Below are 15,165 nucleotides of genomic sequence, written 5' to 3'. Positions count from 1 at the left end.
GTCCATAATCTTACTTCCGAAGGAGTGACCGACACTTATGAAGGCAGTAACCTATCAAGGCAAGAAGAAGGTAGAGGTCAAGGAGGTCGCCGATGCGCGGCTGGAGAAGAAGGATGACATCCTCGTCCGCATAACCACAACCGCTATTTGCGGATCGGATCTGCATATCTATAACGGGGAAATACCGGGAATGCATGATGACTACATTATCGGACATGAGCCGATGGGGATTGTGGAAGAGGTGGGCCCGGAGGTTACCAGGGTCAAGAGGGGCGACCGGGTCATTGTCCCGTTCAATGTAGCATGCGGGCAATGCTTCTTCTGCCAGCATGAGATGGAGAGCCAATGTGACCATGCGAATGAAGCGAAGGATACCGGCGGCTATCTGGGCTATTCGGATTCATACGGCGGATTCGCCGGAGGGCAGGCGGAGCTGCTACGGGTGCCTTACGGCAACTTCGGGCCGTTTGTCGTCCCGGAGGACGCGGAGATGGAAGACGAGCAGCTGTTGTTCCTCTCGGATATTGTCCCGACTGCCTGGTGGGGTGTCGAGAATGCCGGAGTGAAGCCCGGTGATACCGTCATTGTGCTTGGCTGTGGCCCGGTAGGTCTGCTGACACAGAAGTTTGCCTGGATGAAAGGGGCATCCCGTGTCATCGCGGTGGACTATGTCGATTACCGGCTCCAGCATGCGAAGCTGACAAATTACGTGGAGACGGTGAATTTTGAGCAGACCAAGGATGTAGAGCTGAACCTTAAGGAGATTACACGCGGCGGAGCTGATGTGGTGATCGACTGCGTGGGACTGGATGCCAAGAAGACGGTTGTGGAGAAGGTGGAGACAGCCTTGATGCTGCAGGGCGGCTCACTGGGGGCTTTCCGTATCGCCTCCGAGGTGGTCCGCAAGTTCGGCACCATCCAGTTAATCGGCGTCTATGGCCTGAATTACAATATGTTCCCATTGGGCCATCTGTTCGAACGCAATATCACGTTGAAGATGGGACAGGCTCCCGTGATTCATTATATGCCTGAGCTCTACAAGATGATTAAGGAGAAGAAGTTCGATCCCACAGATATCATCACCCACCGGCTGCCGATCAGCCGCGCAGAGCATGGCTATAAGGTGTTTCAGGAGAAGGAAGAGGACTGTATCAAGGTAGTGCTTAAGCCGTAACAGTAGGAGTAGCCTCTGTCAGTTGAGCTTCTATAAGGCATGGGACCCGTTATCCGCGGATTCCGTGCCTTTGTTTATGCGTTCGGTATAGAATAATTATTGTGAAAAAATGCTGCATTTTTCGCCGATTTACGTTAAATTAACATAATGAGTCTTACATCCCATGAAAGGGCGTTCTGTCATGCGTACCCATAAACCGCCCGTTCCCGTTCCTCTCTTGATGGTAATCGGAATTGTGGCCATCTCGTTTTCTTCCATCTTCATTAAATGGTCCTCCGCGCCCGTATCGGTCCAAGGGATGTACCGTCTGCTGTTCACCTCGCTGCTGATGCTGCCGTTCGCCCGTCCCTATAGCGGGGCACTCTTTCAGCTGCGGCGGAAGGACTGGCTGCTGCTGGGAGTGTCCGGTGTCATGCTTGCCCTGCATTTTCTGCTCTGGATGGGTTCGTTGAATTATACCTCGGTGGCCAGCTCGACGATGATCATGGCGCTGGAGCCGTTATTCATTATGCTCGGTGCGTACATACTGTATAAAGAGCGTAACTCGATCTCTGCCATTCTGGGGATGGCGATTGCCATCTTCGGCGTTACTTTTATCGGCTGGGGAGACATTGGCTTGTCTGCTGAGAATCTGAAGGGCGACATGCTGTCGGTTGGCGGAACCGTGGCGGTAGCCGCACATATGCTGCTTGGACAAAAGCTGGTGGCGCGTATGCCGTCCTATCTGTACAGCCTGATTGTATTTATCGCGGCGGCCGCCGTATTTGCTGTCTACAATCTCGTGACCGGCACCCCGTTCTTCGATTATCCGGCCCGGGAATGGGGAATCTTCGTCCTGCTGGCGGTGGTGCCGACCGTCTTCGGCCATATCCTGTTCAACTGGCTGCTGCAATATACGTCAGCGACTACCGTCTCGATGAATATCCTGGGAGAGCCTGTCGGCGCGAGCATTCTAGCGTTCCTGCTGCTGGGTGAGCAGCTTAGCGGCCTGCAGTGGGCGGGCGGCGTACTTGTCATGGCCGGGCTTGGCGTCTATCTGTATGCCGGGCGCAGGAAAGCGCTGAAGCTCCGGCAGTCTCTGCCGAACGCTTCGTAGCTATACGCGGACAGACCTGTGAGGCAAACTTGATTACATTTTATAGAACATAGATAAAGGGGTAACGAAAGCAATGAATGAACCTAATCAGAATGAACCGGCTGGCCTCCATAAGGAGGCGGCACCTACCAGTGAGGAGCTGTGGAATGAGGATACCTATGCGGCCTGGACCAGCCGGTTCGGAACCCCTGTGGAGGCTGCGGAGAAGCTGCTCAGGGACCCTGCGGGGAAGCTGTATCCGCTGAATACCTATCTCGGTGAAGTGAAGGGCCGGAGGATCATGAATCTGATGGGCTCTAACGGCATGAAGGCGGTGGCACTAGGGCTGCTGGGGGCTGAGGTGACTGTCGCAGATTTTTCGGAGGCCAATGCCCGTTATGCCGGTGAACTCGCGCAGGCGGCCGGGGTGCAGCTTGACTATATCGTTTCGGATGTCCTGGAGTTGCCGGAAGCGCACCTTAACGGCTCTTATGATACGGTTTTTGCTGAAATGGGGATTGTTCATTATTTTACGGATTTGGCTCCGTTCATGGCTACCGCATACCGCTTGCTGGCACCGGGCGGGACGTTCGTGCTGCGGGATTTCCATCCGGTAACGACCAAGCTGATCTCCTCCAAGGGCTCAACGGCCAAGGTGCGAAAGCATAAGGTGAGCGGGGATTATTTTGATACGGCGCTTGAAGAGAAGCAGGTGTCCTATTCCAAATACATGCCTTCTTCAGGAGGAGCATCGGAGGCGGACAAGCCGAATGTCGTCTACTGGCGGCGCTGGACGCTGGGCGAGCTGGTTACCGCTGCCGCAGCCAGCGGACTTGTGATTAAGGAGCTGGTGGAGGAGCCTAACCTGTCGTCGGATGTGTACGATAAGGGAATTCCCAAGACTTTCACCCTGGTTGCTGTCAAAAGATAATAAGGTTCACCACCACACGGTATCCCCGTTAGCGCAGTTACACAGGCGCTCCGGGGATACCGTTTTTTGTTGCAGAACCCGCTGCCATCCCGGCAAAAGCCTGCTGGAGCGGAGACAGTGTATAATCCTTACGCCAAGCCAGCACAAAAGACCCGTTATCCGGAAGTATTCCCGGTAGCCTGGCGTAGGCCAGACGGCCCGCCGCTACTTCAGCCTCAATCCCGGAGCGGGAGAACACTCCCACCATTCTACCTGTGTAGAGCATCCCCTTGACTGCCTCCGGCGAGCCCAGCACCGCATGATTCCATACCCTTACGTTATTAAGCTGTGCCCACTGGTCGGAGATTCCGCGCAGGAAGGAGGCGGCTTCATGCTGGACCCAAGGCTCGCGTGCTACGGCTTGGGCGGTCAGCTCCTGCTCCCCGGCAAAGGGATGCTCCGGCGCAAAGACCAGTACGGTCTCCTCTTCAGCAATCACCTGCGTATGGAAGGTATCATCCTGGCCCTCTGTACTGTGCAGCACGGCGAGCTGGATTTCCCGGCTGCGCAGACGTTCCCGGACGGCGTCATCCGGCAGCACGGACAAATAGACATCGATCCCGTCATAATGCTGTGTGAATTGGGACAGCAGTTTGGGCACAAGATAACTGGCAGGGATATCGCTGGCGGTAAGCTCCAGATTCCCCGAGGCGAGCGAGGTGAACTGCTTGACCGTCCGCTCCGCCTCCGCGCTTAGCGAGACAATGCGGACCGCATATTGATACAAAGCGCGTCCGGCATCCGTCAGCAGGACGCGGCCGCTCCGGTATTGGAAGAGGGAAGCGCCAAGCTCACTCTCCAGACTTTTCATATGGAAGGAGACGGTAGGCTGCTTAAGGTTCATCTCTGCGGCTACATCCGTAACTTTTTTATATTTTTCGATGAGAACTAAGATTTGCAGCTTTACAAGGTTCATGAAGATTCCTCCGGGATGGGGCAAAAAGACCCCTATTGTTGTTTCGATATAGATATTATCTATTTAATTATTCAATCTATATTATAACTTTTATCCTTCGGTTTACAAACTCAGTACTTTTATCTAACGAACGGGCCCTAGAATAAGAAGAGTCAGAAGAGAAGCTGATAGACACACAATAATGCTTCCCAAGTGAGTTTTGTACGAAGCAGAAGGAACGCAGCAGACACTCACAAAACCTTTAGGAGGAAAAAAAACAATGCAATTCAAAAAATCGTGGATCATGGCTTTGACTCTTACAAGCGTACTGGCACTTTCAGCATGCGGCAACAACGGGGGAAATAAGGCAACAACCAATAACGGAGGGAATACACCGGCTGCTACAAACACAGAAACCAGCAGCGGTGCGAAGCTAAGCGGTTCGGTCCTGGCGTCAGGCTCCACAGCACTTCAGCCGCTCGTAGAGCAGGTAGCTGAGAAATTCATGGATGCGAATGCAGGCGTGGACATTCAGGTTCAAGGCGGCGGCAGCGGAACGGGCTTGACTCAGGTCTCTGAGAAGCAAGTCGATATCGGGAACTCGGACGTATTCGCGGAAGAGAAGCTGAAGGATGCAGCGAAGGCGGCTGAGCTGGTAGATCACCAGGTGGCGGTTGTAGCGATTGCAGCAGTAAGCAACCCGAAGGCAGGCGTAGACAGCTTGACCAAGCAACAGCTGGTGGACATTTTCACCGGTAAAATCATGAACTGGAAAGAGGTCGGCGGTGCAGACCAGGCCATCCAGATCATCAACCGTCCGGCAAGCTCGGGTACCCGTGCTACCTTTGAAAGCTTCGCCCTTGGCACCAAAACCGAAGACCTGAAGGGTTCGATCCAAGAGGATTCCTCCGGTACAGTTAAGAAAATGATCGGTGAAACACCAGGAGCGATCGGTTACCTGGCGCTGTCCTACCTCGATGATTCCGTAAAAACTCTAAGTTATGACGGCGTTGAGCCTTCTGTTGACAACGTAGTGGCCGGTAAATATCCGGTGTGGGCTTACGAGCACATGTACACTAACGGTGAACCTAATGAGACTGTAAAAGCGTTCCTTGATTACTTCCTGACGGATGAAGTACAGACTGGCGACGTGGTCGAGCTTGGCTACATCCCGGCTTCCAAAATGCAGGTATCCCGTGATGTTGCAGGTACTGTAACACCTAAATAAGCTTCATTGGTTCACAAGGTTAAATGATTTGAACTTTAATGTGATTAGAGGCGGATATCTTCTGCCTCTCTTTTCACTTTAGAAAGAGGGAGCAATCTTGAGGGGACAACCAACAAACAAGCGGCTGGAAAAACATCATATAGAAAATTTAATCGGACGTATTTATATGTCCTTTTGCGTGCTGCTGCTCATTGTCATCATTGTATCCATGGTCTATTTCGTAGCCTCCAAAGGCGTTGCCAATTTCGTTAACGGTGAGGTCAAGGTCTCAGAATTCCTGTTCGGCACGAAGTGGTCGCCTGAAGCAGACACGCCATCCTATGGAGCCTTCCCGTTCATCTCGGGTTCCTTCCTGGTCACGCTGCTGGCTGCACTTATCGCAAGTCCGCTCAGCATCTGCGCGGCGCTCTTCATGACTGAGATTGTGCCGGGCTGGGGTAAAAAGCTGCTGCAGCCGGTCATCGAGCTGCTGTCAGGTATTCCATCCGTTGTCTACGGCTTCGTAGGCTTAAGCGTCATTGTTCCATTTCTGCGGGATACGCTGCCCGGACAGGGCATCGGGGTGGCTGCAGGCGCGCTAGTGCTGTCGGTCATGATTCTGCCGACGATTACCAGCGTGGCTGCAGACGCGCTTGCTTCATTGCCGCAAAACTTGAAAGAATCATCCTTTGCGCTCGGTGCCACACGCTGGCAGACGATCTCCCGGGTTATTCTCCCGACGACCTTCCCGGCGATTATGACGGGTGTAGTGCTTGGCATGGCCCGCGCCTTCGGCGAGGCCCTTGCCGTGCAGATGGTTATCGGTAACGCGCCGTTCGTGCCGCACTCCCTGTTCGAGTCCGCATCCACCCTTACCAGTGTTATCACGCTGGGTATGGGGAATACAACGATGGGTTCACCGCAGAACAATGCGCTGTGGAGTATGGCGCTCGTGCTGATGCTGATGACCTTTGTATTCGTCCTGCTGGTGAGAATGCTCGAAAGGAGAAATAGAATTTGAAGCCTAGAACTGCTGACAAAGTAGCCACTGCCATTATAGTAACCCTGGCCTTGCTGATTGTAGCCATCCTGGTTAGCTTACTCGGGTATATCCTGATCCGCGGCATGAGTCATATTAGCTGGGACTTCCTGACCTCGGCGCCGCAAAAGATCCGCGCAGGCGGAGGCGTCGGGCCGCAGCTATTCAACTCCTTGTTCCTGCTGGTGCTGACCTTGATCATCACCGTGCCGCTGGGGCTGGGTGCCGGAATCTTCATGGCGGAGTATGCCCGTCCCGGCAAGCTGACCAACTTCATCCGTCTGGTCGTGGAGGTATTGTCTTCCTTCCCGTCGATTATCGTGGGACTGTTTGGTCTCTTGCTGATCGTCAACACCTTCAATCTCGGGTTCTCCCTGATCTCGGGTGCGCTCGCGTTAACCTTCTTCAACCTTCCGCTGATGGTGCGTATTACGGAGCAAGCCTTCCGCACGGTGCCTAAGCAGCAGAAGGAGGCAGGCTTCGCGCTCGGATTATCCAAGTGGAAGATCGTTACCTCGGTATTGCTCCCGGTAGCCTTGCCGACTATTATCACCGGCACGATCCTGTCGGCCGGCCGCGTGTTCGGTGAAGCGGCCGCGCTGATGTTCACCGCAGGAATGAGCAGCCCGCGCCTGGACTTCAGCAACTGGAATCCGCTGAGTCCTTCCTCACCGCTTAACCCGTTCCGTCCGGCGGAGACGCTGGCGGTGCATATCTGGAAGGTCAACAGTGAAGGCCTGGCGCCGGATGCGCTGCAGATCGCAGCAGGGGCTTCAGCCGTCCTGGTGCTGACCGTATTGATCTTCAATCTGGCTGCCCGTTTCTTCGGCAGATTCATCTACCGCAAGCTTACTGCATCCAAGAGAATGAGCTAGGCTTGTTAGATACAAGAGGGCATAGGCTTCCGAAGCGAGTTTTGCGCAGAAGAGTCAGAAGCGAGTATGCTATCATAACTTTTAGGAGGAGTACGAGATGGGAATAGCGGAACCAGTGGTGCGCGAATCATTTCAAACGGAGGATCTGAGTATTTATTATGGCACGTATGAGGCGGTGAAGGGGATTAGTCTTCCTTTTGCCCAGAATACGGTAACCGCATTGATCGGCCCGTCGGGCTGCGGGAAATCTACCTTCCTGCGGTCGCTCAACCGGATGAATGACGATATTTCAGGCTCTACAACCAAAGGCAGCATCTGGATTGACGGTGTGGATATCAATGCTACAGGCACGGATGTAATCAAGCTGCGGCAAAAAATCGGCATGGTCTGGCAGAAGCCCAATCCGTTCTATAAATCGATCTACGACAATATCGCCTTCGGCCCGAAATATCATGGCATCAAGGGCAAGCAGGCGCTGGATGAAATCGTGGAGAGCAGCCTGCGCCGCGCCGCCTTGTGGGACGAGGTCAAAGACCGCTTGAAGGACTCCGCTCTGGCGTTGTCCGGCGGACAGCAACAGCGCCTGTGTATCGCCCGGGCGCTGTCGGTCAACCCGCAGATCCTGCTGCTCGATGAGCCGGCTTCGGCACTTGACCCGGTATCGACCGGCAAGGTGGAAGAGCTGATCAAAGAGCTCAAGGAGCAGCTGCGCATCGTGATTGTCACCCACAACATGCAGCAGGCCGCGCGGATCTCGGACTACACCGCCTACTTCTATCTCGGCTCCCTTGTGGAATACGACAAGACCGAGAAGGTCTTCACGAACCCCGAGAACCAGATGACGCAGGAGTACATTATGGGCCGGTTTGGCTGATCGGGAGACAGGTACAGACGGGTATAGACAAAATCGATAAAACTGATAACACGGGTCGTTCAGACACCATCCATTGCGGGTGGTGTTTTTGATTTTTGCCTAGGTGGAGCGGGTATTTTTAATTAACTCTTGCAAAACTAACCATCTTAGTTTATATTTTAACTAATTAGATTAGTTTTGAGGAGGAAGTTACAATGAGAGTAACAAGAGAAGGCCATTTGCATCAGCTGACGTGGCTGCCGCGTATTTTTCCAGTGAATTGCTATTTGATCGAAGAAGAACAGGAGCTTACCCTTATAGACGCGGGAATGTCCTACAGTCTGCAAGGCATTCTGAGTCAGGCCGCCAAGCTCGGTAAGCCGCTGACCCGCATCATTCTGACCCATGGCCACATGGATCATGTCGGGGCACTTGATGCTTTGAAGAAGCAGGTACCGGAGGCTAAGGTCTATATCTCGGAGCGGGATGCTGCATTATTGGCTGGTGACCGCTCGCTCAGAGCCGGTGAGCTGCAGACTCCCATTAAGGGCAGTGTACCCGCCAAAATAGTAACCCGGCCCGACATTCTGCTGCATGACGGCGATAGTATCGGCTCGCTGACGGCGTTCAGCACTCCCGGACATACGCCGGGATCGATGTCTTTCCAGGACCGGCGCAGTGGGGCGATGATCGTTGGCGATGCGTTTCAGACCTTCCGGGCCACGGCGGTGTCCGGCAAGAAGGTCGCCTGGTTTCCTTTTCCGGCTATGGCGACTTGGAGCCCCGAACAGGCCTTGGTCAGTGCCTACAGGCTGATTGATCTTGCCCCAACTGTACTGGCGGTAGGACATGGTGATCTGCTTATAGCTCCGGTAGAGGCGATGAAACGGGCGGCTGCGGAGGCTGAAGGGCAAGTAAAGGGAGGAGAGAGGGTACATGGCTAGAGCAGGTCTGGACACGCACACGCTGGTGCTGGCTGCCGCAGAGCTGGCGGATGAATACGGAGTGGAAGAAGTGACGCTGGCTGCACTTGCCGCGAAGCTGGGTGTCCGTTCCCCGTCACTCTATAATCACATTAACGGACTTGCGGGGCTGCGTACACTGATGGCAGTATATGGCCTGGAGCAGCTGTATGAGGTCATGTCTGCGGCAATGGAAGGTGTCAGTGGAGAGGTTGCCGTTCATGCCATGAGCCAGGCCTACATTGAGTTCACCAGACAGCATCCGGGACTGTATCAGACAACTCTGAAAGCACCGGAGCAGGGAGACACAGCTCTGGAAGCAGCAGGCGGGAAGATCCTCTCGCTGATCCTCCAGGTGTTATCCGGCTTCGGACTGGATGAGGAAGGGAGGCTACATGCCGTAAGGGGACTACGGAGTATCCTGCACGGCTTCTCCACTCTGGAGCATCAAGGCGGATTTGCAATGCCGCTGGACCTGAATGTCACTCTTACCCGGTTGATTAACACCTATATTGCCGGAATCGGCTGTATGGGATCAGACGCAGCAAGCCTGAAATGACAAAAAGAGCAATCTCCAAGTGAGGTTGCTCTTTTTGTTACGGCTGATTTGGCCTAACGGTGTAGCTGCAGTTTCTGCCTCCCTTTAAAAGGTACTCCCCCCGTTCAATATGAACATCATCGCCTAGAACTGTTTTAAATAAATGCAACTCATTCTTGCATAACCCGGTACATACAGCCGCCGCTTCACAGATCGGGCAATGTTTCTCGATGAATAAGAGACTGCCATCCTCCTGCTCCTTAACCTCGGCCATATAACCTTCATTCGTTCGAATCTCGGCCAGTTTCTCTAATTTCTCTCTAACCTCCGATGCCGCACCAAGATGCTCGAGATATTGTGCCTGCATCTTTTTATTTCGAACATCCAGCAGCTTGTCCAGCCCTTCGTTACCAAAAGCTTCCTTCATCGACTGAATGAGACTGATGGATAAATCCGAATATCCGGTTGGGAAAAAACGATTAGCCGCGGGCGTTAATATCCATAGCTTGGTGGGCCGGCCCATGGGACGCGCCTCTTCCACATTTGTAACCAATCCTTCTTCCTTCAGCGCATTCAAATGTTGGCGAATAGCCATTCCAGACAGCGAAAATTGAGAGGAGAGTGCCACAACATCCATGCCCCCGCGTTCCTTTAACAGATTAATGATCGCTCTTCGGGTACTGGTGGATACATCTTTTTTGATTTCATTCCGGCTCATGGTGCACCTCCTTTTTGCAGCTATTGAAGCTACATCACTCCCTACATTTTAAATAAAAATGTTGACAAAGTCAAAGGCGGACTGTAGCTTAGACATTATAAACAAAAATGTTTACTAAGTATCCGGATACGATGTATACATACCAAACTTTCCTGGAGGTCACCATTCATGTCGTCTAATCATCAAAGTATTTTCAGCCCGCGTTATTTTGCACTATCCATAGGGATTATCCTGTCAGTGATGGCCGTTGGATTCGAAGGTCTATCCGTAACCACCATTGCTCCTTCGATTGCCGGAGACTTGAACGGTCTTAGCCTGTTCGGCTGGATATTCAGTACGTATCTGCTTGCACAGATTATCGGTACGCTGGTCGTCGGTCGAATTATAGATAAAAGAGGACCTGCAGCACCATTCACATATGCGCTTCTGTTGTTTATCGCAGGACTGGTCGCTGCCGCAACCGCAGGCGATATGTATATCATGATTGGATCACGGGCCCTGCAAGGTTTGGGTGCCGGAGCTATGATGACTTGTGTGTATACAGCCATATCCTTAAATTACCCGGATGAGTTACGTGCCAAGATACTTGGAGCCTTTGGTACAGCCTATGTTCTTCCGTCCATGCTCGGTCCATATGTGGCAGGTCTTATAGCAGATCAGTGGTCCTGGCGGTTTGTTTTCTGGGGGATCTTACCTGTGCTGGTTGTTTCAGCAGTGCTTAGTTTACCTGCGTTCAGGAAATTGAAAGTGCAGAATACGGGAGTGGCTAGCGGATCTTCATCCACTTGGATGGCGTTACTCCTAACAATGGGTACTGGACTTTTCCTGGTTGGTCTAAGTATGCTTCCGAGTATGATGGGATTTGTATTCGTCATGATTGGCCTCGTAGGTATGATATTCCCGCTCCGTCAATTGCTGCCGAAGGGAACGCTTACGCTGCGAAGAGGGATGCCGTCGATTCTGGCAACACGCGGGTTGTTCTTCGCGGCCTATGCCAGCACACAGAATTTCCTGGTATTGGCTCTAATTGATGTGAAGGGAATTACACCTTCTCAGGCTGGTTTAATTGTAGCGAGTGCTGCGTTAAGCTGGTGTATCATTGCGTATGTGCAAGGACGTTGGGATGCGGCAGATCAGGGCCGTGGACGTCATATGAGAATTATTCTGGGGGTATTTCTGCTTGCCATCGGGATTGCCATCGTCTTTTGGATACCGGTTGTGTCTGTTGCTGTTGCAGTTATGGGTCAGATCATCGCCGGGGTCGGTATTGGATTGGCGCATCCGGTTAGCGGTGTTGTAGCCTTTTCCCAAGCCGGGGAAGGCGGTGCGGGCCAAACCTCGGCAAATCTGCAATTTGCGGATTCTTTTACACCCGGTGTAGTTATCGGGATTGGGGGTTCCATCCTTGTCGTTTGTCAGGCTGCTGGAATGTCACTGCAATCCGGCTTAATTGTAGCCATGGGCTTCCATCTCTTGTTGATCGTCATAAGTATCATTTCCAGCACTAGGATCTCGCAGCAATCCATCGGAAATGCTGATCCTAAGAAAGAGGGTGTACCGGTCATTGTCCACTGAGGATACGGAGAAACTTCTTATAGCCTTTGACATCATCGGGTCTAAATGGACGATCCATATCTTATTCTCTCTTTCTTACGGTCCGAAGAAATTTAGCGAAATGATCCGGAGTATCCCTTCCATTACGCAAAGAATCCTATCCCAGCGTCTAAAGGAGCTTCAACATCATAATCTGGTCAAGAGAACCAGTCCGCAGCACCCTACAAAAACCACGTATGAACTTACACCAAAAGGAGCGGCTCTCGCTACGTTCATACCTTGTTTAATGGACTGGGGTACCCAAAACTAAATTAAGCTTGTATAGGAGGAATGAAGATGAACATTGAGGTCAGTGAGATCGCAGCAGAGAAAATCGCCGAAATCTTGTTAAACGCGGATACCCGGCACTCTTTTCTTAGAGTAGGTGTTGAAGAAGGGGGATGCAGCGGATTATCTTATACCCTTGTCTTGGATGAGCAGCAAACGGAGGAGGATATGGTATTCAATAAAGATAAATTCCGTATATTAGTTCACACGAAGAGTATTTCATATATTGACGGTCTTGAAATTGACTATGAACAAAGCGGAATGATAGGCGGATTCACCATGAATAACCCTAATGCCAAAGCCTCATGTGGATGCGGGGCCAGTTTTCGGATGGCTAACTATCGGGGGGAAGTTAAAAAATGTGATTAACCTGCGGGAAGTGAATTTTCCCGTCTATAGTGATAAGCTTAATTTGGTGTACAAGCCAGATTGATTTAGGAGGCTGAATGACGTGGGCGAAGCAGGTAATCAAGAGAATGTAACCACCTTTGAAGAGATGGCTGAGGTAGTTGCCAGGCTGGGGATTGTGCCACTGGCCCCTCTGATCCCGGAGCATCCGTCCGTGAACGGGCTGACGCTGGCGGAGAATTGGCATACCGATACAGAACACGACCCCTGGCGCTGGCGGGTCAGATTTCCCGGAGAAGGCTTAGCCGGCTACGGAAAATTCATCAAGAAAAAAGCCGTGCTCGTATCCCGCGAGTGGCTTCCGGCTTACTTGGCAGCGGCCGGGCCTCAGCAGTCTCTGGAAGAGCGGTATCAGAGCGGCTTGGCCACGAGAGAAGCGCTGACTCTGCTGGAGATTATCCGGGCGAACGAGGGAATTGAGACACGCCAGCTGCGCTCTATGGCGGATATGAAGGCCAAGGAGAAGAAGACGGCTTTTGACAATGCGGTAACAGAGCTGCAAGGGTCTCTGGATATCGTAATCTCCGGTGTGAAGCAGCGGGTGAATGCAGATGGAGAGCCGAATGGCTGGAACAGCACCTCTTTTGAAACCTCGGAGCACTGGATGCAGGAAGCGGGCATTCCGCCCTTTGAGGGATCGAGAGATGAGGCGATAGCCTGGCTGCGTTCAGGTATGGAAGCAGCGTGGGCGCCTGAGGCGGTTACCTGGATCAACAAGGCGCTGGGCTGGAAATAAGTAAGTATAAACGGCTTTGCCGTCCTTTTAAAAAACGGTAGTCCTCTAGCTGAAGAGGGCTGCCGCTTTTGGCATTTTGCCAGGGGGACAAATAAAAACGGCTAATCTCATTCCCGCAGGAGCAGACCGGCCGTAAGCGCTTACGAATATGTGATTGTCCTGCGTATCTTGTGTATATTGAAGCAGCCTTACAGCATAGGGCCAAGGTAGGCAACCAGGAAGTACAGGAATCCGAACAGCAGCATGATGTAGGCGGTGTACTTGATGGCGTCGGAGGCAACGATACTTAAGTCTTTGGGAGCCTGGACTTCCAGACGTTCTGTTTCCGTAGAATCTGTGTTGTCATGAGTGAAAGATTCTTTCATCAGAATTCCCTCCTTAGATTATTCATGGACTAAAACATTCCTCTTTTGGCACTGTAAACACTATCTATAATTGTATTGTGACATATTTGTGAACTAATTTCAACAATATTGTGAAAATTCTTTGACTGAATGTTCACATTTGGACTATTTGTCTTGCTTTTACCTCAGTTCAACACAAAGACCCCGCCATTCCTCAAGAGGAAATAGCGGGGTCTGATTCATAGTACAAAGATTAAGCTTAAGCCCAGTCTCCATTACGGAAAATCGGGTCGGTGGAGCCGTCATCGGCAATTCCGTCGATGTTCATCTCCGGGGAGCCCATCATGAAGTCAACATGGGTGAGGCTTTGGTTCATGCCCAACTCCACCAGTTGTTCCTTGGTCATGTTAATGCCGTCCTGCAGGGTAAAGGCGTAGGAAGCGCCAAGTGCCAGATGGCAGGAAGCATTCTCGTCATACAGGGTGGTGTAGTAGAGAATGCCGCTCTCCGAGATCGGAGAGTGGAAAGGCACAAGCGCCACTTCACCGAAGTAGGCGGCACCTTCATCCATCGCCAGTAGAGAAGCCAAGGCTTCCTGGCCCACTTCAGCAGTAAAGTCAGTAACCTTACCATTCTCCAGGGTCAGACTGAAGCGGTCGATGATGTTGCCGCCATAGCTGAGCGGCTTCGTGCTGCGGACCGTACCGTTCGCACCGCTCTTCAGCGGAGCGGTGAACACTTCCTCGGTCGGAATATTAGCCAGGAAGGCCATGCCGCGGCTGTTCACCGCACCCGCCTGACACCAGAGATGGCCTTCAGGCAATTCGATCGTCAGATCAGTGCCCGGAGCCGTGTAGTGCAGCTTGCGGTATTTCTTCGCGTTCAGCAGCTCACAGCGCTGCTTCAGGCCGGCCAGATGGACACTCCAGGCCTGCACCGGATTCTCCTGGTCTGCACGCACAGCCTTGAAGATGGCGTCCCAGAGCAGGTCAATCTGCTGCTGAGGTGCAGCGTCCGGGAACACCTTCGCGGCCCAAGAGGCGGATGGGAAGGCGAGGCCGGTCCAGCTGACCTGGTTAGCCATCAGCATCTCGCGGTAAGGAGCCATAGCTTGACCGGCGGTCTTCTGATGGTCTGCAATCCGGCTTGCCTCTACACCGTTCAGCAAGTCCGGATTCGCGGAGATGATCGTCAGGAACGCCGCGCCGCCCCGTGCCAGATCCTCCAGCTCATCGGCCTGCCACTTCGGCGGCTCCAGGAAGCTCTCGGACGGTGCGAGATCATAACGGGTACGGGTGACGAATTCATCGGAATAGTTAACTTTGACGAGCTTCGCACCTGCTTCATAGGCCTGGCGTACAATCAGGCGGACCAGCTCAGCCGATACGATATCCGCATTCACGACAAGGGTCTGGCCGGGTTGAATATTAACGCCGATCTTTACAGCGAGCAGTGCGTAGTTCTCCAGCTTTTGGTTGAAATCCAGCAAT

General features: G+C 52.6%; 17 protein-coding genes. 13 read left to right on the top strand and 4 right to left on the bottom strand.

Annotated elements, in window-relative coordinates; all coding sequences use genetic code 11:
• The first annotated feature begins 37 nt into the window (after nt 1-37).
• From ACFSX3_RS23965 to ACFSX3_RS23955, 3 genes are all read left to right on the top strand, one after another.
• Entirely contained in the window at nt 38-1,174 is a 1,137-nt protein-coding gene (locus ACFSX3_RS23965) for a zinc-dependent alcohol dehydrogenase (protein ID WP_209989986.1), read from the top strand.
• Nucleotides 1,175-1,355: 181 nt separating this feature from the next.
• A complete protein-coding gene (locus tag ACFSX3_RS23960) occupies nt 1,356-2,270 on the top strand; it encodes a DMT family transporter (protein WP_209989988.1) in 915 nt (304 codons plus the stop codon).
• A 73-nt stretch (nt 2,271-2,343) separates the two neighbouring features.
• Nucleotides 2,344-3,180, top strand: coding sequence for a class I SAM-dependent methyltransferase (locus ACFSX3_RS23955; RefSeq protein WP_209989990.1), 837 nt, complete (start codon nt 2,344-2,346; stop codon nt 3,178-3,180).
• Between the two features lie 37 nt (nt 3,181-3,217).
• On the opposite strand, the gene ACFSX3_RS23950 is transcribed toward ACFSX3_RS23955, so the two are convergent.
• The gene (locus ACFSX3_RS23950; protein WP_209989991.1) at nt 3,218-4,135 is read right to left on the bottom strand and encodes a LysR substrate-binding domain-containing protein; all 918 of its coding nucleotides are present in this window, start codon (nt 4,133-4,135) and stop codon (nt 3,218-3,220) included.
• Nucleotides 4,136-4,394: 259 nt separating this feature from the next.
• On the opposite strand from ACFSX3_RS23950, the gene ACFSX3_RS23945 reads away from it, so the two are divergent.
• The 6 genes from ACFSX3_RS23945 (at nt 4,395) to ACFSX3_RS23920 (ending at nt 9,609) form a co-directional block, all read left to right on the top strand.
• The gene (locus ACFSX3_RS23945; protein ID WP_209989994.1) at nt 4,395-5,342 is read left to right on the top strand and encodes a phosphate ABC transporter substrate-binding protein PstS family protein; all 948 of its coding nucleotides are present in this window, start codon (nt 4,395-4,397) and stop codon (nt 5,340-5,342) included.
• 166 nt (nt 5,343-5,508) lie between these two features.
• On the top strand, nt 5,509-6,342 hold the full coding sequence (gene pstC / locus ACFSX3_RS23940; protein WP_379256465.1) for a phosphate ABC transporter permease subunit PstC: 834 nt from the start codon (nt 5,509-5,511) through the stop codon (nt 6,340-6,342).
• Nucleotides 6,339-7,235 (top strand): phosphate ABC transporter permease PstA, encoded by an 897-nt coding sequence (gene pstA / locus ACFSX3_RS23935; RefSeq protein ID WP_209989998.1) that lies wholly within the window; start codon nt 6,339-6,341, stop codon nt 7,233-7,235. The genes pstC and pstA overlap by 4 nt, the downstream gene beginning before the upstream one ends.
• Before the next feature lie 97 nt (nt 7,236-7,332).
• Nucleotides 7,333-8,109 carry a phosphate ABC transporter ATP-binding protein PstB gene (pstB, locus tag ACFSX3_RS23930; RefSeq protein WP_209990000.1) on the top strand — a complete coding sequence of 259 codons (777 nt, stop codon included), beginning with the start codon at nt 7,333-7,335 and terminating at the stop codon, nt 8,107-8,109.
• 194 nt (nt 8,110-8,303) lie between these two features.
• Nucleotides 8,304-9,032, top strand: a complete 729-nt coding sequence (locus ACFSX3_RS23925; protein ID WP_209990001.1) for an MBL fold metallo-hydrolase — start codon at nt 8,304-8,306, stop codon at nt 9,030-9,032.
• Nucleotides 9,025-9,609 carry a TetR/AcrR family transcriptional regulator gene (locus ACFSX3_RS23920; protein WP_209990003.1) on the top strand — a complete coding sequence of 195 codons (585 nt, stop codon included), beginning with the start codon at nt 9,025-9,027 and terminating at the stop codon, nt 9,607-9,609. The genes ACFSX3_RS23925 and ACFSX3_RS23920 overlap by 8 nt, the downstream gene beginning before the upstream one ends.
• A 37-nt stretch (nt 9,610-9,646) precedes the next feature.
• On the opposite strand, the gene ACFSX3_RS23915 is transcribed toward ACFSX3_RS23920, so the two are convergent.
• A complete protein-coding gene (locus ACFSX3_RS23915) occupies nt 9,647-10,306 on the bottom strand; it encodes a helix-turn-helix transcriptional regulator (RefSeq protein ID WP_209990005.1) in 660 nt (219 codons plus the stop codon).
• 168 nt (nt 10,307-10,474) lie between these two features.
• On the opposite strand from ACFSX3_RS23915, the gene ACFSX3_RS23910 reads away from it, so the two are divergent.
• From ACFSX3_RS23910 to ACFSX3_RS23895, 4 genes are all read left to right on the top strand, one after another.
• Nucleotides 10,475-11,881: an MFS transporter gene (locus tag ACFSX3_RS23910; RefSeq protein ID WP_209990007.1), complete on the top strand. Its 1,407-nt coding sequence runs from the start codon at nt 10,475-10,477 to the stop codon at nt 11,879-11,881.
• Nucleotides 11,838-12,170, top strand: a complete 333-nt coding sequence (locus ACFSX3_RS23905) for a winged helix-turn-helix transcriptional regulator (protein WP_379256467.1) — start codon at nt 11,838-11,840, stop codon at nt 12,168-12,170. The genes ACFSX3_RS23910 and ACFSX3_RS23905 overlap by 44 nt, the downstream gene beginning before the upstream one ends.
• A gap of 26 nt (nt 12,171-12,196) precedes the next feature.
• A complete protein-coding gene (locus ACFSX3_RS23900) occupies nt 12,197-12,556 on the top strand; it encodes a HesB/IscA family protein (protein ID WP_209990011.1) in 360 nt (119 codons plus the stop codon).
• Between the two features lie 82 nt (nt 12,557-12,638).
• On the top strand, nt 12,639-13,331 hold the full coding sequence (locus ACFSX3_RS23895) for an AlkZ-related protein (RefSeq protein ID WP_379256468.1): 693 nt from the start codon (nt 12,639-12,641) through the stop codon (nt 13,329-13,331).
• Nucleotides 13,332-13,519: 188 nt separating this feature from the next.
• On the opposite strand, the gene ACFSX3_RS23890 is transcribed toward ACFSX3_RS23895, so the two are convergent.
• Both ACFSX3_RS23890 and ACFSX3_RS23885 read right to left on the bottom strand, forming a co-directional pair.
• Nucleotides 13,520-13,696 (bottom strand): hypothetical protein, encoded by a 177-nt coding sequence (locus ACFSX3_RS23890; protein WP_209990267.1) that lies wholly within the window; start codon nt 13,694-13,696, stop codon nt 13,520-13,522.
• 238 nt (nt 13,697-13,934) lie between these two features.
• Nucleotides 13,935-15,164, bottom strand: a complete 1,230-nt coding sequence (locus ACFSX3_RS23885) for an aminopeptidase (RefSeq protein ID WP_209990253.1) — start codon at nt 15,162-15,164, stop codon at nt 13,935-13,937.
• Nucleotide 15,165: the final 1 nt, after the last annotated feature.

The sequence above is a fragment of the Paenibacillus rhizoplanae genome, from assembly GCF_042684125.1.
GTDB classification, from domain to species: Bacteria; Bacillota; Bacilli; order Paenibacillales; family Paenibacillaceae; genus Paenibacillus_AQ; species Paenibacillus_AQ rhizoplanae.
The sequence above is the reverse complement of the archived record's forward strand: the minus strand, read 5'-3'. Positions and strand labels throughout refer to the sequence as shown.